We start from the raw sequence: 21957 nt of genomic DNA on the forward strand, positions 1-21957 counted from the left end.
GCCGTAGGAGAAGGGCTTCTCCGTCGCGGAGCAGGTCGTCGGTGGTGAGCCGGACGACCCGCGTAAGGGGTTGCGCGTAGAGGAGCACGATGATGCCAGCGACACGCAGAAGTTGGGGAACGTCAGCATCGATGAGCAGGCGACGGAGGGCAGCGAGGCGCTCGTTCTCGGTCATGGGGGTTCGGCGGGAGATCTTCATCGGGGGCAGAGACAGTGAGCGTGAGCACTGACGGCTCTTCTTGGCCCAGGTGAGAAAGGCTCGTAGCCGTTTGCGGGCATGTTCGGTGTTCTGGGCATACCAGGCGTCAATGTCGCTCTGGCGGCAAGAGGCGAGCGTGCGGTCGCGCTTGTCGAGCCCTCGTTCTATACGGTTCCCCAAAAAGGCGCGCAGCAGATCGCGGGCGGAGACGGAGACCTGGCCGGCGACCTCATCGTCGGCGTGGGCCGGCACGCCTCCAGCTCCGTGTAGCCGTTGGGCGGCAGCTGCTCGGCGATCGCCACAGGCCGTGCGCTGCGACCACGACTATCTCCCCTCCGGCTGTCAAGTCCCGATATTTCGCGACATGACAGCAGTTCTTTCGAACAGCTCTACTGGAGGCGACTTCGAGCACGGTAACGAACGGGCGCGAGGTCGCCTCCCGCCCTCCGGCGGTGGCACCGACCTGAGGCTGCCGCTTGGTGGGCGCCGAGCGAGCAGCTGACGTTCGGGGTCGTCACCGACAACGAAACGGCAGCCGGGCAAATACAGAGAACGGGGAGACCTATGGGATGGGGATTGGGCGACATTGCCGACGCCGTCTCCGACGTTGCCTCCGGGGCCGGCGGCCTGGTCGAAGATGCCGTCGACACCGCCACCGACCTCGTCGAGGGGGCCGTCGACGAAGTCCTGGACACCGCGGGCGGTTGGCTGGGGGACGCCAACGGGTGGCTATGCGCCAACGGACCCAGCTGGCTGTGTCATACGAGCAACGTCGTGCTAGGAGGCATCCGAGGCCTCGTCAACAACGCTTCCGACCTCGTCGAAGACGCAGCCGACCTGCTGAGAGACGGCGGAGCGATCGTCGCAGACGTGCTGCGCGGCGACTTCTGCAAACTGGTGAACGATCTCGGCAATCTCGGGGTCGATGCCCTCGACGCCGGCGTCGACCTCACACGCACAGTGACGGGCGGCTACATCGTGGGCGGGTGGCTGGATGCCCGCGACCGTGAACACCTTCGCCGATTCATCGATCAGCGCCTCGAGCAGAAGTTCAGCAGCGACCTCCCGACGCTGGAGAAGATCCGCGAGCACATCGGCCTGGACCGAGCCTCGTACGGACTGCCGCTCAAGGCCGAACACTACGTGTGGCGGCTTGACAGCATCAACGCCAAGCTCGCCGAATGGCACCACGAAGGCACCCTCGACCTGTACGCGCTGGCGCATCTCTTCAGCGATCGCGACACCTGCGAACTCTGGAATCTCACCGGCCCCGCCGCCCGCACCGTCGTCAAGTTCGTCGATGAGAACGGCGTCGAGGGCACCGGACCCATCCGCCGCTCTCAACTGCGGAAATACATCGACAGCAACGGCGCCACGGGACGCATCCGCGTCTACGCCATGAAAGATCGGGTCGTCGCCCACAAGACGAACATCGCCACCAAGAAGTGCAAGCGCATCGGCGTCGACCTGAACTGGAATTCCAGCGAACGGTTCCCGCAGTTCGGCCAGTACGCCGTCCGAGACATCACCGAACGCGACGAGTACCTGTTCCGCGTCGAACTCGCAGCCAACGGGGTGAGCGTGAACACCGACCTCGGCGACTACCTTCGCAACGCCGGGCTACGCGCGACGAACCCCGGCCCGCGCTCTCCCGAGGAGTGCATCATCGTCGCCATCGGCGCCTTCCGCTACACCTCAGACAAACTGCTGGGCGCCTGCAGCGGCCGCAATATCGCCGAAGGCGCCACCTGTACAACGCCGCCTGACCGTACCGATCCCTGCTGCGTGACCGTCCATCGAAGCGGCGGCTCAGGGGTCATCCACCGCGACGTTTCACCATACAAGGTCTTCGAGTACGTCCTGGTCCATGAAATCGGACACTACCTGGGGCTGTGTCACAGCGGTCACGACAGCCCGGCGCACATCATGTGGGTTTCACGCACGCAAGGATGGGTCGGGTGGAGCCTGCTTGGCTACTACGCCAACAGCGGCCCCTACTTCACGCGGGCTGACGGCGAGAACGTCTGGCGGTTCCTGATCGACCAGATGCCGCAGTGCCTTGCCGCCGACCACTCCGTACGGCCTCCGAGAACCCCGCAGCTGATGTAGCTCGACCGCATCATCCACGTGAAGGACGCGGGGTGGTGGGCCTGGTGCTCGGGTTCCGGGCACCAGGCCGGGGTCACCGGGTCGCTAGGCGGTCAGGTGGCGCTCCCACCAGTCGAGGATGGCCTCGAAGCGGGCCACCCGGTGGGACGGCAGCCCCGAGCGCGACATCTCGTGCCCTTCGCCGGGGAACAGCAGCATCTCGGTCTCCACCCCGCGCAGCTTCAGCGCCACGAACAGCCGTTGCGCCTGCTCGACGGGGCACCGCCAGTCGTGCTCCGAGTGGATGATCAGGAACGGCAGGTCGATGCCGGACGCGTGGCTGAGCGGGCTGAGCTCCGCACACCCGGCGGGGTCGGCCCCGTAGAGGTCGAGCGCGAACGCCCAGCCGATGTCGCTGGAGCCGTGGAAGCTGTCGATCGCGTTGACGGCCCGCTCGCTGATCGCCGCCCGGAACCGGTCGCCGTGGTGGGCGGCCAGCCACGTGGTCATGTAGCCGCCGTGCGAGCCGCCCAGCACGCCGACGCGTCCGCTGTCGAGGCCGCCGGTGGCGAGGGCTGCGTCGAGGAGGGCGAGCAGGTCGGTGGCCGAGACGGCGCCGACGTCGCCGATGACGGCCTTGCCGTGGGCCTGGCCGTAGCCGGAGGAACCGCGCGGGTTGCCCATGACGACCGCGTATCCGGCGGCGGCGTAGACCTGGGCCTCGTCGAAGACGTGCCAGCCGTACTGGGTGAAGGGGCCACCGTGGATCATCAGCAGCACGGGGTGCGGGCCGTCCCCGGTGGGGCGGACGATCCAGCCGTGCACGGGGTAGCCGTCGGGCGCGGCGGTGGTGATCTCTTCGAGGGGGAGCGGGGTGAGGGCGGCGAAGGCGGTGAGGGTGATCTCCTTGCCGTCGCGGAGGGCGACGAGCTCGCCGGCGCTGGTCTGGTCGGCGACGGTGGCGACGATGGTGCCGGCGGCGTGCGCGGGCGCGTAGACCTCGCGCGCGCCGGAGATCAGGATCTCGGGGTCGGCGCCGTCGTAGGGCACGAGCAGCAGGTCGGAGGCGCCCCGGTTCTCCGAGGGGAACAGCACGCCGTCGCCGGTGGTGGCGATGACGCCGTTGTTGGCCAGGTGGTACGGCTCGGCGGCGGTGAGGCGGCGGGGCGGGGCCGAGCCGTCGGCGGGCACGGACCAGACGCCGTAATGCTCGGCGACGAGGGTGCGGCCGGTGGGGCCGGGCGCGGCGGCCACGAAGCAGACGGTGGCGCCGTCGGGGGTGAAGCGCGGCTGGCCGGCCGACAGGGTGGTGTCGGTGATCTGGCGGAGTCCGGTGCCGTCGGGGCCGGCGAGCCAGATGTCGGCGTAGTGGGTGTGGTGGCGGGTGTCGTGCCGGGCGGCGCTGAAGGCCAGCAGGGTGCCGTCGGGGCTCCAGGCCGGGGCGTCGTGGTCGAAGTCGCCTTCGGTCACCTGGACGGCGGGCGGCACGGCGGTGCGGGAGGCGTGGGGGTCGGTGACGAAGACGTGGGAGCGCCGGTCGGTGTAGAAGCCGAGGTTGTCCAGGCGGTATTTCAGGGTGGTGATGCGCCGGGGCCGTTCCTTGTCCGGCTTGGCGTCGCCGTACCGGCCCTCTTCGGGGACGCGGGCGACGAACGCGATGCGGCGCGAGTCGGGGCTCCACACGGGTTTGCCGGCGCCCAGCGGCTGGTCGGTGACCTTCCATGGTTCACCGCCCGCGGTGGGCATGACGTGCACCTGGGGGCGGCCGCCTGATTCGGCGCGGGTGAAGGCGAGCCACTGGCCGTCGGGGGAGTAGGCGGGTTCGGCGTCCCTGCGTCCGGCGGTGAGCTGCCGGGGTGGGGCGCCGCCGTCGGTGGGCACCAGCCAGAGCTCGCCGCGGTATTCGTCGGCGTCGAGGTCGGGCCGGGTCACGGCGACGACCGCGTGGGTGCCGTCGGGGGACACGGTCGGGGTGCCGAGCGTGTGCAGAAGGGAGATATCTGCGGGTTTCATGGCCGAGACCCTATCTGCCGGGCCTCGGCGGCGACGGCGTTGCGGAGGTCTCGGATGCCGGGGCGGCCGCGGAGCGGGTGGACGGCGTTGGTGAGCAGGACGACGGTCAGCCGGTGGGCCGGGTCGACGATCAGCGAGGTGCCGGTGAACCCGGAGTGCCCGTAGGCGTCGGTGAGCGGGCCGACGATGCCGGGGTCGCCGATGCGGACGCCGAGGCCGTGGCGGAAGGGGGCGTCCTGGACGGGGTGCTCGCGGGTCATCTCGCCGGTGAGGGGAAGGGCGCCGAGGCGCAGCGCCTCGCCGAAGCGGAGCAGGTCGTCGGCGGTGGAGAAGAGGCCGGCGTGCCCGGCGACGCCGCCGAGGGAGTGGGCGGTCTCGTCGTGCACCTCGCCGAGGGCGCGGTGGCATTCGGTCTTGGCGATGCGGGCGAGGTCGGCCTGGTCGCCGGGGGCGCCGATCGGGCGGTAGCGGGTGTCGGCGAGGCCGAGCGGGGTGGTGACCCGGTCGCGGACGAGGGTGTCGAGCGGCGCGTCGCCGGCGATCTCGGCGATCCGGCCGGCGGTGATCATGCCGACGTCGGTGTACAGGTAGGGTCCGCCGACCGGCGAGGTGATGGGGGTGGCGAGGATGGTGTCGAGGCGGTCGGCCGGGGGCACGTCGTCGACGCGGTGGGTGGGCTGGAGCCCCGCGGTGTGGGTGAGCAGGTGGCGCGGGGTGATGTGGGTGCGGTGGCCGTAGTGGTCGGGCAGCCACGTGGCGGCGGGGGCGTCGAGGTCGAGGCGTCCTTCGGCGGCCAGGGACAGGATCACCGCGGTGGTGAAGATCTTGCTGACCGAGGCGAGGTCGAAGACGGAGTCGCGGCGGGCGGGGGGCCGGGCCGGGGCGAGCGTGCCCTGGGAGTCGGTGTAGCGGACGAGCTCGCCTGCCGCCGCGGCGTCGGCGATCTCGCCGTCCACGGCGATCAGCGCGACGGCCGCGGGTACGACGGAGGGGGTGGCGGCGGCCAGGATGTCAGCGAGCATGCCGTACCTCTTCCAGGCGGGAGCCGTGTGATTCCAGCAGCGCCTGTGCCTCGTCGGCGTCGACGCCGTGCTCGATCATCACGACGGCGATCTTGGCCTGGCCGCCGGCGGCGTCCAGCGCCTTCCTGGCCTCCTCGGGGTCGGCGCCGGTGATGTCGCTGACCATGCGGGCGGCGCGGCCGGCCAGCTTGGTGTTCATCGCGGACATCTCGATCATCTTGTTCCCGTAGGTGCGGCCCAGCTTGATCATCGAGATGGTGGAGATCATGTTGAGCACCAGCTTCTGCGCGGTGCCGGCCTTGAGCCTGGTGGAGCCGGTCACCACCTCGGGTCCCACGACGACCTCGATGGCGTGCTCGGCGGCGGCCGACAGGGGCGTCTGGTGGTTGCACGACAGGGCCACGGTGAGGGCGTCACGCCGGCCGGCCTCGGCCAGGGCGCCGAGGACGAACGGCGCCGTCCCGCTGGCGGAGATGCCCACGACGGAGTCGAGCCGGCCGACGTCGAGGTCGGCCAGGGCCCGCTGGCCGGCGGGGAAGTCGTCCTCGGCGCCTTCCACGGACCTGGTCAGCGCGGGCCGGCCGCCCGCGATGACGCCCTGGACGAGCGAGGGGTCGGTGCCGAAGGTGGGTGGGCACTCCGAGGCGTCGAGGACGGCCAGGCGGCCGGAGGTGCCCGCGCCGACGTACAGCAGCCTGCCTCCGGCCTGCATGCGCGTGGCGATCGCGTCGATGGCGGTGGTGATGGCGGGCAGGGCCGCGCCGACCGCGGCGGGCACGGTGGCGTCCGCCTGGTTCATCAACTGGGCGATCTCCGAGGTCGGCAGCCGGTCGATCTGGCTGTAGCGCGGATCGCTCTGCTCCGTGGACAGCTCGGGGAGTCGATCAATCATGACGCTAATTTCCACCTTTGGCATCTCGTATGCAAATAAGCTTCAGGTATGTCTTACGTACGTACCGGAGCCGAACGGCTGGCCATGGATCCAGGCCTCGTGACCGGCGACCGGCTTGGCCTGATCACCAACCAGACCGGAGTGCTGAGCGATCTGACTCCCACGCCCACAGTCCTGCGCGGCCTGACCGCCCTGTTCAGCCCTGAACACGGCATCAGAGGCACGGCGCAGGCCGGGTTCAGCGAAGGCGGGGGAGAGTGTTACGGCCTGCCCGTCCACGACACCTACCAGAAGACGGGGGCGGAGCTGGACGGCCTGGTGGCCGCCTCGGGTGTCGACACCCTGGTGTTCGACCTGTTCGACGTGGGTGCGCGCTTCTACACCTACGTCTGGACGATGAAGGATCTGATGGAGTCGGCCAGGCGGCTCGGTGTCGGCTTCGTCGTGCTGGACCGGCCCAACCCGATCGGCGGGACCGTGGCGGAGGGTCCGCCGCTCGACATGGCGTTCGCCAGCCCCGTGGGCGGCGCGGCCGTTCCCGCCAGGCACGGGCTGACGGTGGGAGAGCTGGCGCGGCTGCTCGACCCCGAGGTGCGGGTGATCACGATGGAGGGCTGGCACAGGGACCTGCCGTTCGCCGAGACGGGACTGCCGTGGGTGATGCCATCGGTGAACATGCCCACACTCGACACCGCGCTCGTCTATCCGGGCACCGGGCTCGTCGAGGGCACGAACCTGTCGGAGGGGCGCGGCACGACCCGGCCCTTCGAGCTGGTCGGCGCGCCGTACCTGGACGACAGGTTCGCGCCGGCGCTCAACGAGCTCGGACTGCCGGGCGTGCGCTTTCGCGACCTGTGGTTCACCCCGACCTTCAGCAAGCACGCCGGTGCCGCCGTCCGGGGGGTGCAGCTGCACGTCACCGACCCGCGGGCGTTCCGGCCGGTGTTCACCGCGGTGTCGCTGATCCACGTGGCGCGCTCGCAGCATCCCGAGGAGTTCGCGACCAACGACTTCCTCGACCACCTGTGGGGGTCCGACACGCTCCGGCGCTGCCTGGAGGCAGGACAGGACCCGCGCGGGCTGTGCCCGGAGCCCACCCTCCCCCGGGGTGAGCTGCTCTACCGGTGATCTCAACGCAGATCGCGCCGGTAGAGCCAGAAGACCCGCTCTGCTCGCGCGCCCACGGCGCGCGAGTAGAAGCGGAGCGGGCCCACCCAGCCGATCTGCGTCTCGGTCAGGCCCGCGGCGTGCTGGTCGGCCAGGCAGCGGCGCAGCAGCCTGCCGCCCACGCCGAGACCGCGCGCCGCGGGGGCGGTGCCCATCGGGCCGAACCACAGCGGCCTGGCGCCCCAGGCCGCGAAGGCGACGATCTCGCCCTCGAGCGTGGCGTAGTGCAGGCCGGTGGCGTTGGCCGCCTCCCAGGCCCAGTTCGCGTTCCACTCCCGCTCGGCGAAGGCGGCCACGCGTGCGCGGTCCTCGCCGGAGGCGGCGGTGTGCAGTTCGACGCCGGGCCGCAGCGGCGGCTCCTCCTCGGCGGCGACGGGCAGCCGGGCGGTCATGTTCCAGGCGACGTGATAGCGCTCGTAGCCGGCGCTCTCGGCCAGGCACGCGGCGGCGGTGTAGCGCACGTCGATGCCGGGCCAGGCGTAGGCCGGCGGGTTGCCGGCGAAGCGCGCCTGCGTCGCCCCCTCGGCACGCAACCACGTCTCGGCGGCGGCGACGAGCTCGCGCCCGCGTCCCTTGCCCTGGGCGTCCGGGTGGACGGCCAGCAGGTCGATGTGCCCGATCGTCGGGTCGCGCTCCGACAGCGAGACCATGACGAGGCCGCCGTCGGTGGTCAGCGCCTTCCACCTGCGGGTGGGAGGCGGCGACATGAGCCGGTCGACCAGGGCGGGAGCCTCGGCGGCGTCGAAGGTGAGCGCCGCGCGCGCGATCTCGCGCGGCCCTGTCATCCGCGCTCCACATGGGTGGCCACGACGCTGCGCCGCTGGGGGTGGAAGCAGGCGTGCCGCTGCGGGACGTCGCCGGTGATGCCGAGCACGGGACGGCTCGCCTCGCACTCGGCCGTCCTGAACGGGCAGCGCCTGGCGAACAGGCAGCCGGCGTCCTGGTGGCTCTCGTCCAGCGACTCGGTCGGCACCACCGGCTCGGCGCCCGGCACCTCCAGGCCGTGCAGCACGGGGATGGCCGACAGCAGCGACTGGGTGTAGGGGTGGACGGGGTCGGCGATGATCGTGTCGACCGGGCCGCGCTCGATGACCTGGCCGCGGTAGATGACGTACAGCTCGCCGTCGTCGCCGATGTAGCGGGCGGTGGCCACGTCGTGGGTGATGAACAGCACGCTCACCCCGAGGCTCTCCCGCAGGTCCTTCAGCAGCGCCAGGATGCCGAGGCGGAGCGACACGTCGATCATGGAGGTGGCCTCGTCGGCGACGAGCATCTCGGGGTCGACGGTCAGCGCGCGGGCGATGACCACGCGCTGGCGCATGCCGCCCGACAGCTGGTGCGGGTAGCGGCCGAGCACGGAGGCCGGGTCCAGGCCGACCAGGGACAGCACCTCGGCGGCGCGCGCCTCGATCCACGACTTCGGCCTGCCGGTCTGCCTGGCGCGCAGCTCGAGCGGGGCCTGGAGCGTCTGGTGGATGGTCCTGGTCGGGTTCAGCGCCGAGTAGGGGTCCTGGTGGATCATCTGGATCTTGCGGAAGTGCGGCTGCCTGGCCTTCGGCTTCAGCGACGACATCTCCACGCCGTCGATGCTGATCTGGCCGTCGTCGTAGCTCTCCAGTCCCGCGATGATCCTGCCGAGCGTCGTCTTGCCGCAGCCGGACTCGCCGATGAAGGAGGCCGCGCCGCCCTTGGGGATCTCGAAGTCGACCCCGCGCAGGGCCTGCACGGTCCGTCCCGACAGGACGCTTCCCCGCTGCTTGAAGGTCTTGGTGATGCCCTTGCCGCTGATCATGCGTTTTCCTTCACCTTGACCGCGTGGCAGGCGACGATCCGGTCCCCGTGCGGCAGCGCCTCGGGGTCGGCGGTCTCGCAGACGTCCATGCGCAGGGCGCAGCGCTCCCTGAACACGCATCCCTCCTTCGGCACGGTGGCCAGCGTGGGCGGCCGGCCTGGCAGGGCCTGCGCCTCGTTGATGTCGCCGGTCAGGCGGGGGATGGCCTTGATCAGGCCGCGCGTGTAGGGGTGCTGGGGGTCGGCGAGCACCTGGCGGGTGGGGCCCTGCTCGACCAGCCGCCCGCCGTACATGACCGCCAGCCGGTCGGCGACCTCGGCCACCACGCCGATGTCGTGGGTGATGACCATGGTGGTCAGCCCGCGCTCGGCGTGGACCTCGCGGATGATCCGCAGGATCGTCGCCTGGGTGATCATGTCGAGCGCGGTGGTGGGCTCGTCGAGCACGACCACGTGGGCGTTGAGCACCAGCGCCAGCATGATGCCGACGCGCTGGCGCATGCCGCCCGACAGCTCGTGCTGGTGGGAGTCGAGCACCCGCGCGCCGTCCAGGCCCATGCGGGCCAGCAGGTCCTTGGCGTCCTTCACCAGGCCCCGCAGGTCCTCGACGCCGTGGGAGCGGCCGAGGTCGAGCAGCTGCTTGCCGACGGTCTTGAGCGGGTTCAGCGAGTTCTGCGCGGCCTGGAAGACGTAGCCGATGTGGGCGCCGCGCGCCTTGCGCAGCCGCTCGCCCTCGAAGGTGACCACGTCGCCCAGGTCGTCGATCTCGACGCTGCCCGCGCTGATCCGCCCGGGCGGCTGCACCGCGTTGAGCAGGGAGAACGCCAGCGTGGACTTGCCGGAGCCGGATTCGCCGACGATGCCGGTGATCGTGCCGGCGGGCAGTTCCATGCTGACGTTCCTGACGGCGGGCAGCTCGCCCGCCGAGGTCTTGTAGACGACCGTGAGGCCGTCGATGCGCACGCCCGGCGCCTGCTTTGCCACTTCCTACTACTCCTCGCGCAGCCGGGGGTTGAAGATCTCGTCCATGGCGTCGACCACGAGCACGATCCCGAGCGTCAGCAGCAGGATCGCCAGCAGCGGCGCCAGCAGGTAGCCGAGCGCGGTCGGCGTGATCATGGCGCCGGCCTGGAAGACGGCGAGGTTGAGCATGACGCCCCAGTTGTCGGACTCGTACGGGAGCACGCCCAGGAAGAACAGGCCGACCTGCGCGTAGACGGCGCCGGTCACCGCGATGAGCATGTTCATCGCGATGTAGGGAGCCATGCTCGGCAGCAGCTCCTTGCTGACGATGTGCGTGGTGGACAGGCCGAGGCCGCGTGCCGCCTCGATGAAGCCGCGCTCCCGCAGAGAAAGGGTCTGCGCGCGTACGGCACGCGCCACACCGCCCCAGCCGAGCAGGCCGAGCACCAGCCCCATCTGGATCGGGTTGCCGAACTTCCACACCGTCGCCAGCACCAGCAGCAGCGGCAGGCCGGGGATGGTGAGCTTCATGTCGGTGATCCGCATGAGCACCGTGTCCCAGCGGCCCCGCCTGAAGCCGGAGTAGAGGCCGAGCGCGGTGCCGAAGACCACCGTGATGAGGGCGGTCACCGCGGCGCTGAGCAGCACGTAGCGCGAGCCGGTGATGACCAGCGCGAGCACGTCCCTGCCCTGCGGGTCGGTGCCGAACCAGTGCTGCCAGCTCGGCGGCTGGGTGATGGCGTCGGGGTTGTCCGGCAGCGGGCTCGGGAAGAACATCGGCCCGAAGACGCCCATGAACGCGAAGCCCAGGATGATGATCACCCCGGCCATACGGCTGGGCTTGCGCTTCATCACGCGCCAGACGCCGTACCAGAAGTTGCGGCGGATGGTCGCCGTGCTGCTCTCCAGCACGATGGCGCTCATCGTCCCCCCTCCCCGCTGCGCACCCGCGGGTCGATCACGGTGTAGAACAGGTCGGCCACGATGTTGGCCACGACGACCGACACGGTGATCAGCAGGAACGCGCCGCCCATCAGGGCGTAGTCGCGCAGGGTGATGCTGTCGATGAGCAGCCACCCGAGGCCCGGATAGTTGAAGATCTTCTCGATGAAGACCGCGCCGCCGAGCAGCAGACCGAGCGAGAGCGCCAGGATCGTGAACAGCGGCAGGATCGCGTTGCGCGCGACGTACCTGAAGATGATCGACCGCTTCATCCCGCGTAGTTCGGCGGCCAGGATGAAGTCGTCGCCGAGCACCGTGACGACGCTCGACTTCATGGCCAGGATCCAGCCGCCGTAGGCCGACAGCGCGTAGGTCGCGACCGGCAGTACGGCGTGTTCGGCCAGGGAGCCGAGGTAGCCGGCGTTGAAGCCGGGCTCGAACAGGATGTCCACCGGGCCGTCCGCCGGCAGGATCGGGATCAGCGTCGCGAAGATGACCACCAGCAGCATCGCCAGCACGTACTGCGGGATGCCGTGCAGCAGCGAGCCGGAGATGGCCAGCGCGTCACCCAGCTTGCCGGTGCGCTTGATGGCCGCGTACACGCCCAGGATCACCCCGACCAGGAAGCTGAGCAGGGTGCCGAGCAGCACCGGTAGAACGGTCCACTTGGCCGCGTCCGTCAGGACGTCGAGGACGGGCGTCCCCGGCCTGGTGACCGAGACGCCGAGGTCGAAGCGGAGCAGGCCGCCCATGTAGTCGACGTACTGCTCCCACATCGTGCCCGAGGGCAGGAAGCCGTACATCACCTTGGTGGCCTGCATGGCCGCCTCCGGCGACATGCCCCCCTCGACGAGCTTCTCGTAACGGGCGGCGACGGGGTCGCCGGGGATGTTGTTGACGATGAAGAAGCTGATCGAGGCGACCACGAGGATCATGACGATCCCGCGGGCCAGGTGGCCCGCGAGTCGCCGAGCGATAACCGTCATGTGCTACTGCTTCTTCTTGACCAGACCCTGCTGGATCCAGACACCAGAGGGAAGGACGCCCTGTCCGAGACGCAGGACCTCGTCGTCGTGCGGCCAGCCGGTGAAGCGGCTGTTGTTGACGAACTGGTTGTTGATGTAGTCCCACAGCTGGATGACCGGGAGGTCCTGGTTGGCGGCCGTGGCCAGCTGCGCCATGATCGGCTTGGCCTCCTCGGGGCCGACCGAGTTCAGCTTGCCGGTGAGCTCGCCGGGGTTGACCTTGGTGCCGTCGACCTCGGTCTCCTCGGGGCTGCCCATCCAGTTGCCGGCCTCGCCGGGGGCGGAGTGCTTGACCTTGCCGCCGACGTTGGCCCAGCCGTTGGAGGCGCCGTAGAGGCGCTGGAAGATGTCGTACGGCGCGGGGCCGAGCGCCATCAGCCAGAAGCCGACGTCGTACTTACCTGCCGCCAGCTCCTCCAGGTAGACCGGGTAGTCGGCGGTGGTGACCACCTCGGCGTCGATCCCGGCCTTGATGAGCTGGCTCTTGATGTTCTCCTGGGCCGACAGCCAGTCGGAGAAGCCGGCCGGCGCGTGCATGGAGACCTTCCACGGCGTGCCGTCGGCCAGCGTCCACTTGCCGTCCTTCTTGGTCAGGCCGGCGGCCTTGAACTCCTCCTCGGCCTTGGCCGGGTCGACCTTGTACGGCTCCAGCTTGGGCAGCGTCTCGGGGATCCAGGCGTTGGCGGCCTTCTGGTGGATGCCGGTGATGGTGGTCGCCGCGGTGCCGCCCTCGGGCGAGGCGACCTTGGTGACCTGCTCGCGGTCGATCAGGTAGGCCAGGCCCTTGCGGACGTGCACGTTGTCGTAGGGCTTCTTGGCCTGGTTGAAGGCCATGCCGACGGCCACGGGGGAGTAGCCCTTGATGACCTCGCTGCCCGGCGCGGCCTTGATCCGGTTCATCACGTCGGTCGGAGCGGCGACGAAGCCGGAGTGGTCGAGCTTGCCCTGGGTGAGGTAGTTCCAGATCTGCTCGTTGCCGGTGTAGTTGAGGAACTTCACCTGGTCGGGCGCCACGTTGGCGGCGTTGAAGAAGTGCTTGTTCTTGACCAGCAGCGCCTCGCCGGGGTTGACCCGCGACAGCACGAACGGCCCGCCCGCGACGTCGGTCGGCGGGGCGAAGGCGATCACCTTCTCGCCCAGCGCGGTGATCTCCTCGCGGGCCTTCTCCGCTTCGGGGCCGTCACCGCGGGCGGTCTTGATCGTGTCCCAGATGGTGGCGGGCACCGCGCTGCTCCACACGTGGGCGGGCAGCACCGTGGTGTCGAGCACGCCGCGCGCGAACTTGGGGCTGGGGTTCTCGGGGTCCTGCGTGATCTTGATGGTCTTCTCGTCGACGACCGTGACCTCGGCCGCCGCGCCGGCCGCGCCGGGGGTGACGGCGAAGGCCGTGCTGCCCTGGGTGTAGGCGAGGGCGATGGAGAGCTTCACGTCTTCGGCGGTGACCGGCTTGCCGTCGGACCACTTGGCGTTCGGCTGCAGCTTGAGCGTGATGGAGGAGTTGTCCGGGGCGATCTCCCAACTGGCCGCCATGCCGGGCAGCGCCTTGTTGGGGTCGGTCAGGTGGTTGACGACCCACCCGATCTTCATCGTGGTGTAGCCCGGGAAGGCGTTGCCCTTGGGGTTGTAAGGGTTGGCAGGGGCGCTCGCGTCGATGCCAGGCCTGTTCACGTCGATCGTGGTGAAGAGGCCGCCGCCGGCGCTCCCACCACCGCCCGCGGACTTGTTGTCGGTGCTGCTGCACGCCGTCGTCGTGGCGAGACCGAGCAGCGCCACTACGGCTGCTAGTCGCTTCATGTACCGCTCCGTGGGGGGCTTATCGATGGGTCCGGTATAGATCGGGGATTGTCCGGACCCTATGGTCAGCCCGCGGATGCGTCAATAATCTCCAGCAGTTGTGAGGTGAATGTAACTTTCCTTCATCACCCGCCATGCTGGAAAAAGGGCGTCACAAGGGGGGTGGGGGCCGCGCGACGCGCAGGGCACGCGCCGGGACCCCCGTAGTGTATCCGCTGGTCAACGGCTTCCAAAGAGTTCGTTGACGCGCGCGTTGGCGGCGGTCAGCGCGGTGGCGGCATCCTTCTGCCCCAGCCAGACCTCCTCCAGCGCCGTCTGCACGATCTGCCCGATCTCGTCACCGTGGTCGCTGACCGGCAGCAGGAAGGTGCCGTCCTCGGCGTCTGCGATGGAGGTGAAGGCCGACACGTCACGCCCCGCCTTCTCGTGCGCCTTCATCGCCCGCTCGGCAGAGGACGAGATGGCGGGGAAGACCACGGCGCTGTCGCCCACCAGGTCCTGGCAGCCGGTCGAGCCCAGGAACTTCACCCACTTCCAGGCCGCCTCCTGGTGCTGGGTGCCGGCGTAGATGACGTCGGCCAGGCCGTTGAAGGACGACTTCCGACCCTGGGGGCCCTCCGGCAGCGGGGCGAAGGCGAACTTCCCGTCCGCCAGATAGGTGTTGATCATCCAGGAGCCGGTGATGCCCAGCGCGGCCTTGCCCGAGGCGAGAACGGCGTCCGGGCCCAGCGAGCTGGTCTTGTCGTAGGAGGCGGTGTAGCCCTTGTCAGCCAGGCGCTTGAACCACTCGACGGTCTCGGCGAGCTTCGGGTCGTCGTAGAAGTACCTGGTGCCGAACGGGTTCTTGTCGATGAAGCCGAAGCCGTTGGAGACGGCCAGGTCGCCCCAGCCGTTCTGGCCGAGCGCGCCGTCGCGCAGCTCCGGGACGTAGCCGTGGACGGCCACCTTGCCCTTGTCGAACCCGGGCTCGTCACCGCGCCTGCCGGCCGAGTCGACGGTGAGCCGGGCGATCGCCTTCTCGAAGGTGCCGCCGTCGGCGGGGTTCCAGGTGAGGTCCTTGAGGTCGACGCCCGCCTTCCCGGCCTGCTCGACGTTGTAGACGACGGCCATCGTGTCCCAGTCCTTGGGCAGGCCGTACCGCTTGCCGTCCTTGACCCACAGCTCGGCCAGGCCCGCGCGGTACTGCGACAGGTCCACCTTGTCGGCCCGCACCATCGGCTCGATGTCGAGCAGTTGGCCGTTCTTGACGAACTGCGGGTAGTAGGAGGCCTGCATGGTGATCACGTCGGGGGCCTCGCCGGAGACCATCTGGGTGGTGAGGTTCTGCCAGTACTGGTCCCAGGCGCTCTGCTGGATCTTGATCGTGATGCCGGGGTTGGCCTGCTGGAAGGCGTCCGCGCACTTCTGGTAGGCGCCCTGCTGGACGTCGTCCCACAGGCCGTAGGTGAGTGTGACGTTCCCGCCGTCCTGCTGCCCGGAGGTGCCGCAGGCGGCCGTCAGCAACAGGACGGCCAGCGCCGCCGCTCTTCTCATGGGGAAACTCTCCTATTTGAGTCCGCTGAACTGGATGGAGTCCACGAGGCGGCGGCCGAAGAAGACCAGCAGCAACAGGACGGGGATCACCGACAGCGCCGAGCCGGCCATCAGGCCGGTCCAGTCGGGCGCGGTGTTGGGCGACTGCTTGAGGAAGATGCCGAGCGCGGCGGTCAGCACGCGCGTCTCCTCGCCCGGCGCGACCAGCAGCGGCCACAGGTAGTCGTTCCAGGCCCAGACCGCGGTGGTCAGGGCGAGGGTGAGCAGCGGACCCCTGGTCATGGGGAGCACCACCCGCCAGAACAGCGTCCACCTGCCCGCGCCGTCGATCGTCGCGGCCTGCTCCACCTCGCGGGGGAAGCCGAGGAAGAACTGCCGCAGGAAGAAGACCGCGAAAGGGGTCATCAACAGGCTGGGCGCGACCAGGCCCTGGACGGTGTTGAGCCAGCCCAGCTGCTTGACCACGGCGAAGCCGGGCAGCAGCGTGAAGATCGGCGGCACCATCAGGGCGGCGACGAACAGCCCGAACAGCGCGTTCCTGAAGGGGAAGCGGAGCCTGGCGAAGGCGTAGCCGGCCATCGCGCAGAAAAGCGTCTGCACCACCGTGATCAGGCCGGTGTAGACCAGGGAGTTGCGCAGGTAGAGGAAGAAGTCGAGGTTGGCGCCCGAGCCGCCGGCCGCCCTGGTCTCCTCGCGGGAGGCCAGGCCGAGCACGCGCTCGAAGTTGACCAGGGTCGGATGCTCGGGCAGCAGCCCGAGGTTGTCGGCGGCCAGTTCCCTGCCGGGGGTGATGGCGGTGCGCAGCATCCAGTAGAAGGGGAAGAGTGTGATCAGGATGGCCAGGGCGAGGCATGCCCACGCGAGGAGTCTTCTCATGCGGGATCCCATCACGCGAGGTCCGAGGTCGAGGCGCGGAGCATGCGCATCTGGACGAAGGTCAGCACGCCGAGGATGAGCACCAGCGTGAGGGCCATCGCCGAGGCGTAGCCCATCTTGAAGTGGGTGAAGGCCTGCTCGTAGATGTAGTAGTAGACGACTCTGGTGGCGTTGACGGGGCCGCCCTTGGTGGTCACGGCGACGGTGTCGAACAGCTGGAACGACCCGATCAGTGACACGACCAGCACGAACGCCAGGATCGGCCGCATGAGCGGCAGCGTGACCCTGAAGAAGGTGCGCAGCTCGCCGGCGCCGTCGAGCGCGGCGGCCTCGTAGACCTGCTTGGGCACCAGGCACATCCCGGCGTACAGCAGCAGGGCGGTGTAGCCGGTCGAGGTCCAGGCGTTGATCATGGACACGCTCGGCATGGCCAGCTCGGGCGAGGTCAGGAAGCCCTGGTTGTCCAGCCCCATGCCGGTCAGCAGGTGGTTGAAGAAGCCGAGGTTGGCGTCCAGCAGCCACATCCAGAGCAGGCCCACCGTCACGTTCGGCACCAGCCAGGGCACCACGAGCAGCGAGCGCAGCACGACCGAGCGGGTCAGCCGGTGCATGAGCGCGGCCAGGAACAGGCCGCCGAGCAGCTGGACGCTGATCGTCAGCACGACGTAGTAGCCGGTGACCTTGAGCGAGTTCCAGAACAGCGAGTCGTGAAGGAGCGTCACGAAGTTGTCGGCGCCCACGAAGGCGGGCTCGGACAACAGGTTCCAGTCCGTCATCGAGTACCAGGCGCCGAGCAGGGCCGGATACACGTAGAAGACGCCGAAGCCGACCAGCGCGGGGGCGAGGAAGAGCAGAGCCACCCGTCTGTCGTCGCGCCCTCGGTTCGGCAGCGAGAGTGTGGACACGGGGCCAACTCTTGGGAACTTGCGAAAACTTGTCAATACCTTCGCTTCGATTCCTATTTTGAAAGACTTGACAAGTCATCGAAGGCGCTGGGACCGTTCCTGCCCATGGCCACAACAGATTTCGACCTGCTCGTCGTGGGAGACGCCAACCCCGACGTGATCGTGGCGGGAACACCGTCCACGCTCGCCTTCGGGCAGCGCGAGCAGCTGGTCGACACGGGGGAGCTGGTCCTCGGCGGATCGGGCGCGATCACCGCCTGCGGGGCGGCCAGGCTCGGCCTGCGCACCGCCTTCGCCGGCCGGGTCGGCGCCGACGCCGCCGGCGACTTCGTGCTCGACACCCTCGCCAGGCACGGGGTGGACGTCTCCGCCTGCGTCGTCGACCCCGCCAGGCCCACCGCGCTCACCGTGGTGCTCGTGCGCGGCGCCGACCGGGCGATCCTGACCGCGCCCGGCTGCCTGTCCGACCCGTGGCAGGTCCCGCCATCGGTGCTCGCCAGGGCCGCCCACGCGCACGTCTCCTCCTTCTTCCTGCAACCCGGGCTGGACGTCGCCGCGCTGTTCGCGACGGCACGCGAGCTCGGCCTCGGCACCTCCCTCGACACCAACGACGACCCGGCCGGCCGGTGGGAGGGGCTGGAGCGGGTCATCCCCCTCACCGACGTGCTGCTCCCCAACGACGCCGAGGCTGTCGCGATCGCCGGCAGCGCCGGTCCCGCCGGTCATGCCGATAGCGCCGGTCCCGCCGGCCACGACGTGCCGGCCGCAGCGCGCGTCCTGGCCGCGACGGGGACGCTCCCGGTCGTGAAGTGCGGTGCCGACGGCGCGCTGGCCTGGACGCCCGACGGCGCCCTGCGGGTCGCCGCCGCGCCCGCTCCCACCTTCGCCGACGCGGTGGGCGCGGGCGACAGCTTCAACGCCGGATTCCTGGCCGCCAGGCTCAACGGGCTGCCGCTGGAGGACTGTCTGCGCCTGGCAGTCAGGGCGGGCACCCTGTCCACCCGAGCCGCGGGGGGCACCGCGGCGCAACCGACCTGGGAGGAAGCCACCTCATGAGAAACCCCAAGATCGTGTTCGTGGGCGCGGGAAGCGTCGTCTTCACCCAGGGACTGCTGGCCGACCTCCTGCGCCACCCCGAACTGTCGTCGCTCCACCTGGCGCTGCACGACATCGACCCCGAGCGGCTCGAGGTCGCCGAGGCCGTCGCCCACCGCATCGCGGCCGCGAGGGGCGCCAGGCCGCGCATCACCGCGACCCTCGACCGCAGGGCCGCCCTCGACGGCGCCGACTTCGTCATCAACATGATCCAGGTCGGCGGGCACGACGCCACCGTCACCGACTTCGAGATCCCCGCCCGCTACGGCCTGCGCCAGACCATCGCCGACACCATCGGCGTCGGCGGCGTCTTCCGCGCGCTGCGCACCTTCCCCGTTCTCGACGCGCTGGCCGCCGACATGGCCGCCGTCTGCCCCGACGCGCTGCTGATGAACTACACCAACCCGATGGCCATGAACGTGTGGTACCTGTCCAGCCGGGTGCGCAACGTCGTCGGGCTGTGCCACTCGGTCTACTGGACGATGCGCGGGCTGGCCGAGCTGGTCGGCGTGCCGTACGAGGAGGTCTCCTACCGGGCGGCGGGCGTCAACCACCAGGCCTGGGTGCTCGGCTTCGAACGCGACGGCGAGGACCTGTACGGCAGGCTCGACGCCCGCATCGACGCCGACGCCGAGCTGCGGCGCAGGGTCCGGGTGGAGATGTACCGGCGCCTGGGCCACTACCCGACCGAGACCAGCGAGCACTCGGCCGAGTACGTGCCGTGGCTGCTGCGCCACGGCGGCGAGATCGAGCGGCTGCGCATCCCCGTCGGCGAGTACCTGAGGGTCAGCGAGGAGAACGTGCGCGAGTACAGGCGCACCCGCGACGCCGTCCGGCACGGGGTGGAGCTGGAGATCGCCGGCACCGACGAGTACGCGCCGCAGATCGTCCACAGCATGGTCACCGGCACGCCGCGCGTCATCTACGGCAACGTGGTCAACGACGGGCTGATCTCCAACCTGCCCGGCGGCTGCGTGGTCGAGGTGCCGTGCGCGGTCGACGGCACCGGCGTGCGACCCACCCGCGTGGGCGCGCTGCCGCCGCAGTGCGCGGCGCTCAACCGCGCCTACGTCAGCGTCAACGAGCTGACCGTCCGCGCGGCCGAGGAGGGCAGGCCCGAGCACGTACGGCACGCCGTCATGGTCGATCCGAACGCCTCGGCCACCCTGTCGCTGGACGACATCTGGCGCATGTGCGACGAGCTGACCGCGGCCCACGGCGACCTGCTGCCCGAGCCGCTGAGGGTCAGGCCGGCGATCTGACCGGCGAGCCGGACCTCCAGCCCCCGCTGCGGGCCACGTCGGCGGCCTAACCGGCGAGCTGGACCTCCAGCCCCCGCTCGCGCAGCCGCGCCACCTCGGCGGGGTCGGCCGACTCGCCGGTGATGAGCAGGTCGACCTCCGGCAGCAGGCAGATGGGGGCCAGCTCGATCCTGCCGAGCTTGGTGGAGTCGGCCACCATGACGCGCCTGGTGGCCGACCGCAGCATGCGCTGCTTCATCTCGGCGTCCGGCAGGTTGACGTTGGTGAAGCCGCTGTCGGCGTGGACGCCGCCGCAGCCGAGGAACACCGTGCCGGCTCTGATGCCCTCGAGGAGCCTGCCCGCCATCGGGTCGACGAGGGAGTGCTGCTGGCGGCGCAGGCTGCCGCCGGTGACCACCACGGAGAAGCGGGGGATGGCGGGCTCCAGCTCCAGCGCCGTGCGCAGGCCGTTGGTGAAGACCGTCACCTCGGTCAGGTCGGCGCGGGCCACCAGCTCCCTGGCCACGTAGGCGGTCGTGGTGCCCGCGCCCATCAGCACGCTCTCGCCCGAGCTGATCAGGCGGGCGGCGGCCTTGGCGATCAGGCCCTTCTCCACGGCGGCGGCGCCGAGCGACATCTCGAACGACGGCTCGGTGAGCGTGGGCCCCGCGGCGACCGCGCCGCCGCGGACCCTGCGCACCTTGCCCTGCTCCTCCAGCGCGTCGAGGTCGGCGCGGACGGTCACGCCGGAGACGCCGAACGCCTCGGCCAGCTCGTTGACCCTGGCGAAGTCCTGCTCGCGCAGCAGGCCGAGCATGCGCTCGCGGCGCACCTCCGTCGGCATCGGCTCCTTCACCGGCGCACCTCCCACGGCCTGGCGGCCGCCCGCCCAGGCCGGCCCCGCCGGACCGGCCGGCTCATCCGCGCACCGCCTCGGGCAGCAGCTCGCCGTGAGCGGCCAGCAGTTCCTCGCACAGCGCCTCGATGGCCGGCAGCGGGAGCGTCGCCGCGGTGTTCGGGTCGAGCATCGCCGCGTGCAGGACGTGGCGCCGGTCGCCGTCGAGCACCGCCCGCACGGTCAGCTCCACCACGTTGAGGAAGGTGCGGTTGAGCGCGGCGAGCTGGATCGGCAGCTCGCCGACCGGTTGCGGACGGATCCCCGTCGCGTCGACCACCGCCGGCACCTCCACGCACGCCTCCTCCGGCAGGTTGCCGATCAGCCCGCCGTTGCGGACGTTGACGTGGACGAGCTTCTCCCGCCCGGTCAGCATGGCCAGCAGCGCCGCCGCCGCCGGCTCCTGGTGCTGCCATCTGATGAGCAGCGGCCGGCCCGCCGCCAGCGCCCGCCTGGTCTCCTCGTAGACGTGCAAGCTCATGCCGGCCCTGCGCAGGTACTCCTCGACCGGCACGCCGAGTCTCGAGGTCTCCTCCGCGTGGCGCATGATCCACGGCACGTACTCGGCGGCGTGCTCGCTGGACTCGGTGGGGAAGAAACCGAAACGGCGGTACATCTCCACCCGCACGTGGCTCTTCAGCTCGGGGTCGGCGGCCAGCGCGGCGTCCAGGTCGGAGTAGAGGCACCGGCCGGCGTCGTCGGCGAAGACGAGCACGAACGACTGGTGGTTGACGCCGGCGCTGCGCAGGGTCAGCTCGTCGAGGTCGCGGCCCACGAGGTCGGCCAGGTAGGCGTGGGTATCGCAGACCGCGTGGCAGACCCCGGCGAACCTGGTGAAGCCCGTCGCCTCGTGCATCGCCCACCCGGTCATCGCCATCGGGTCGGTGTGGCTGAGCAGCCAGGCGTCGGGGCACAGCGCGGCCATCTCACGGCCCAGCTCGACGGCGGCCGGAATGGTGCGCAGGCCGCGGAAGATGCCGCCGATGCCGATGGTGTCGCCGATGGTCTGGCGCAGGCCGTAGCGGTGGGGGATCTGGAAGTCGCGCAGCGTGGCCTCGAAGCCGCCCACCTCGATGGTGGCGACCACGTGGTCGGCGCCGTCGAGCGCCCGGCGCCGGTCGGCGTGGGCGCTGACGCGCGCCCCCGCGCCCGCCTCCGCGTCCAGCGCCCTGGTGAGGGCCTCGGCGGTGGCCAGCCGGGCGGGGTCCTCGTCGTGCAGGACGATGTCGAGCTCGCCGCGCAGCGGCTCGGACAGGAAGAGGTCGGACAGGATCTTGCGGGTCAGCTCGACGCTGCCCGCCCCGACGAAGACGATCCGCGACATCCGCACCTCCTACCTGGGCGACCAGTATTCCACGACGCTCTTGTGCGCGAAGTTGTTGAAATTCCGGCCGACATGGGCAACTCTAGGCATGTGCTGGCGTGGGCACCCCGCCCTTCCCCCGGGCCGCGCCACCGCCTGCGTGCCGTGGGCCTGGCCGCATGAGCGGAGTGAGGAACAGCATCCCGTGCGCCC

The 21957-nt window shown here is 70.3% G+C and carries 19 protein-coding genes; 4 read left to right on the forward strand and 15 right to left on the reverse strand.

The annotated features are described in order from the left end of the window. The coding region (locus ACWDLG_RS29070) for a hypothetical protein (RefSeq protein WP_449925822.1) at positions 1 to 451 on the reverse strand (451 nt) is incomplete at its 3' end. A gap of 324 nt (positions 452 to 775) precedes the next feature. Between ACWDLG_RS29070 and ACWDLG_RS29075 the strand changes: the two genes are divergently transcribed. Next, complete coding sequence (locus ACWDLG_RS29075; RefSeq protein ID WP_449925825.1) at positions 776 to 2308, forward strand: hypothetical protein; 1533 nt, start codon at positions 776 to 778, stop codon at positions 2306 to 2308. Between the two features lie 84 nt (positions 2309 to 2392). Here ACWDLG_RS29075 and ACWDLG_RS29080 read toward each other — a convergent pair whose 3' ends face one another. Genes ACWDLG_RS29080 through murQ form a run of 3 tightly spaced genes read right to left on the reverse strand, consistent with a single transcriptional unit; the run spans position 2393 to position 6214 of the window. After that, on the reverse strand, positions 2393 to 4300 hold the full coding sequence (locus tag ACWDLG_RS29080) for a S9 family peptidase (RefSeq protein ID WP_449925828.1): 1908 nt from the start codon (positions 4298 to 4300) through the stop codon (positions 2393 to 2395). Beyond that, complete coding sequence (locus ACWDLG_RS29085) at positions 4297 to 5322, reverse strand: serine hydrolase domain-containing protein (protein ID WP_449925831.1); 1026 nt, start codon at positions 5320 to 5322, stop codon at positions 4297 to 4299. Before ACWDLG_RS29085 ends, ACWDLG_RS29080 begins: the two co-directional genes overlap by 4 nt. Further along, entirely contained in the window at positions 5312 to 6214 is a 903-nt protein-coding gene (murQ, locus tag ACWDLG_RS29090) for an N-acetylmuramic acid 6-phosphate etherase (protein WP_449925834.1), read from the reverse strand. Before murQ ends, ACWDLG_RS29085 begins: the two co-directional genes overlap by 11 nt. 48 nt (positions 6215 to 6262) lie before the next feature. Between murQ and ACWDLG_RS29095 the strand changes: the two genes are divergently transcribed. Continuing rightward, positions 6263 to 7342, forward strand: a complete 1080-nt coding sequence (locus ACWDLG_RS29095; protein WP_354920937.1) for an exo-beta-N-acetylmuramidase NamZ family protein — start codon at positions 6263 to 6265, stop codon at positions 7340 to 7342. 2 nt (positions 7343 to 7344) lie between these two features. Here ACWDLG_RS29095 and ACWDLG_RS29100 read toward each other — a convergent pair whose 3' ends face one another. The 9 genes from ACWDLG_RS29100 to ACWDLG_RS29140 form a co-directional block, all read right to left on the reverse strand. Beyond that, positions 7345 to 8166 carry a GNAT family N-acetyltransferase gene (locus ACWDLG_RS29100; protein WP_449925839.1) on the reverse strand — a complete coding sequence of 274 codons (822 nt, stop codon included), beginning with the start codon at positions 8164 to 8166 and terminating at the stop codon, positions 7345 to 7347. Then, positions 8163 to 9173 (reverse strand): ABC transporter ATP-binding protein, encoded by a 1011-nt coding sequence (locus ACWDLG_RS29105; RefSeq protein WP_449925842.1) that lies wholly within the window; start codon positions 9171 to 9173, stop codon positions 8163 to 8165. The genes ACWDLG_RS29100 and ACWDLG_RS29105 overlap by 4 nt, the downstream gene beginning before the upstream one ends. Continuing rightward, entirely contained in the window at positions 9170 to 10156 is a 987-nt protein-coding gene (locus tag ACWDLG_RS29110) for an ABC transporter ATP-binding protein (protein WP_449925845.1), read from the reverse strand. The genes ACWDLG_RS29105 and ACWDLG_RS29110 overlap by 4 nt, the downstream gene beginning before the upstream one ends. A 6-nt stretch (positions 10157 to 10162) precedes the next feature. Beyond that, positions 10163 to 11059: an ABC transporter permease gene (locus ACWDLG_RS29115; RefSeq protein WP_354920925.1), complete on the reverse strand. Its 897-nt coding sequence runs from the start codon at positions 11057 to 11059 to the stop codon at positions 10163 to 10165. Next, the gene (locus ACWDLG_RS29120) at positions 11056 to 12063 is read right to left on the reverse strand and encodes an ABC transporter permease (protein ID WP_354920922.1); all 1008 of its coding nucleotides are present in this window, start codon (positions 12061 to 12063) and stop codon (positions 11056 to 11058) included. Before ACWDLG_RS29120 ends, ACWDLG_RS29115 begins: the two co-directional genes overlap by 4 nt. Positions 12064 to 12066: 3 nt before the next feature. Further along, positions 12067 to 13896, reverse strand: coding sequence for an ABC transporter substrate-binding protein (locus ACWDLG_RS29125; RefSeq protein WP_354920919.1), 1830 nt, complete (start codon positions 13894 to 13896; stop codon positions 12067 to 12069). Positions 13897 to 14115: 219 nt separating this feature from the next. After that, entirely contained in the window at positions 14116 to 15429 is a 1314-nt protein-coding gene (locus ACWDLG_RS29130) for an ABC transporter substrate-binding protein (protein WP_449925850.1), read from the reverse strand. 12 nt (positions 15430 to 15441) lie between these two features. Further along, complete coding sequence (locus tag ACWDLG_RS29135) at positions 15442 to 16305, reverse strand: carbohydrate ABC transporter permease (protein WP_449925853.1); 864 nt, start codon at positions 16303 to 16305, stop codon at positions 15442 to 15444. Between the two features lie 11 nt (positions 16306 to 16316). Beyond that, complete coding sequence (locus ACWDLG_RS29140; protein WP_449925856.1) at positions 16317 to 17165, reverse strand: carbohydrate ABC transporter permease; 849 nt, start codon at positions 17163 to 17165, stop codon at positions 16317 to 16319. 150 nt (positions 17166 to 17315) lie between these two features. Here ACWDLG_RS29140 and ACWDLG_RS29145 point away from each other — a divergent pair, with 150 nt between their 5' ends. Both ACWDLG_RS29145 and melA read left to right on the forward strand, forming a co-directional pair. Further along, positions 17316 to 18266, forward strand: a complete 951-nt coding sequence (locus tag ACWDLG_RS29145) for a carbohydrate kinase family protein (RefSeq protein ID WP_449925859.1) — start codon at positions 17316 to 17318, stop codon at positions 18264 to 18266. After that, a complete protein-coding gene (gene melA, locus ACWDLG_RS29150) occupies positions 18263 to 19567 on the forward strand; it encodes an alpha-galactosidase (RefSeq protein WP_449925862.1) in 1305 nt (434 codons plus the stop codon). The genes ACWDLG_RS29145 and melA overlap by 4 nt, the downstream gene beginning before the upstream one ends. Before the next feature lie 46 nt (positions 19568 to 19613). On the opposite strand, the gene ACWDLG_RS29155 is transcribed toward melA, so the two are convergent. Together ACWDLG_RS29155 and ACWDLG_RS29160 are read right to left on the reverse strand one after the other, a co-directional pair. Next, complete coding sequence (locus ACWDLG_RS29155; protein WP_449925864.1) at positions 19614 to 20402, reverse strand: DeoR/GlpR family DNA-binding transcription regulator; 789 nt, start codon at positions 20400 to 20402, stop codon at positions 19614 to 19616. A gap of 61 nt (positions 20403 to 20463) precedes the next feature. Then, positions 20464 to 21765 (reverse strand): family 4 glycosyl hydrolase, encoded by a 1302-nt coding sequence (locus tag ACWDLG_RS29160; protein ID WP_449925867.1) that lies wholly within the window; start codon positions 21763 to 21765, stop codon positions 20464 to 20466. Positions 21766 to 21957 lie beyond the last annotated feature (192 nt).

This window comes from Nonomuraea sp. NPDC003727 (assembly GCF_053586935.1).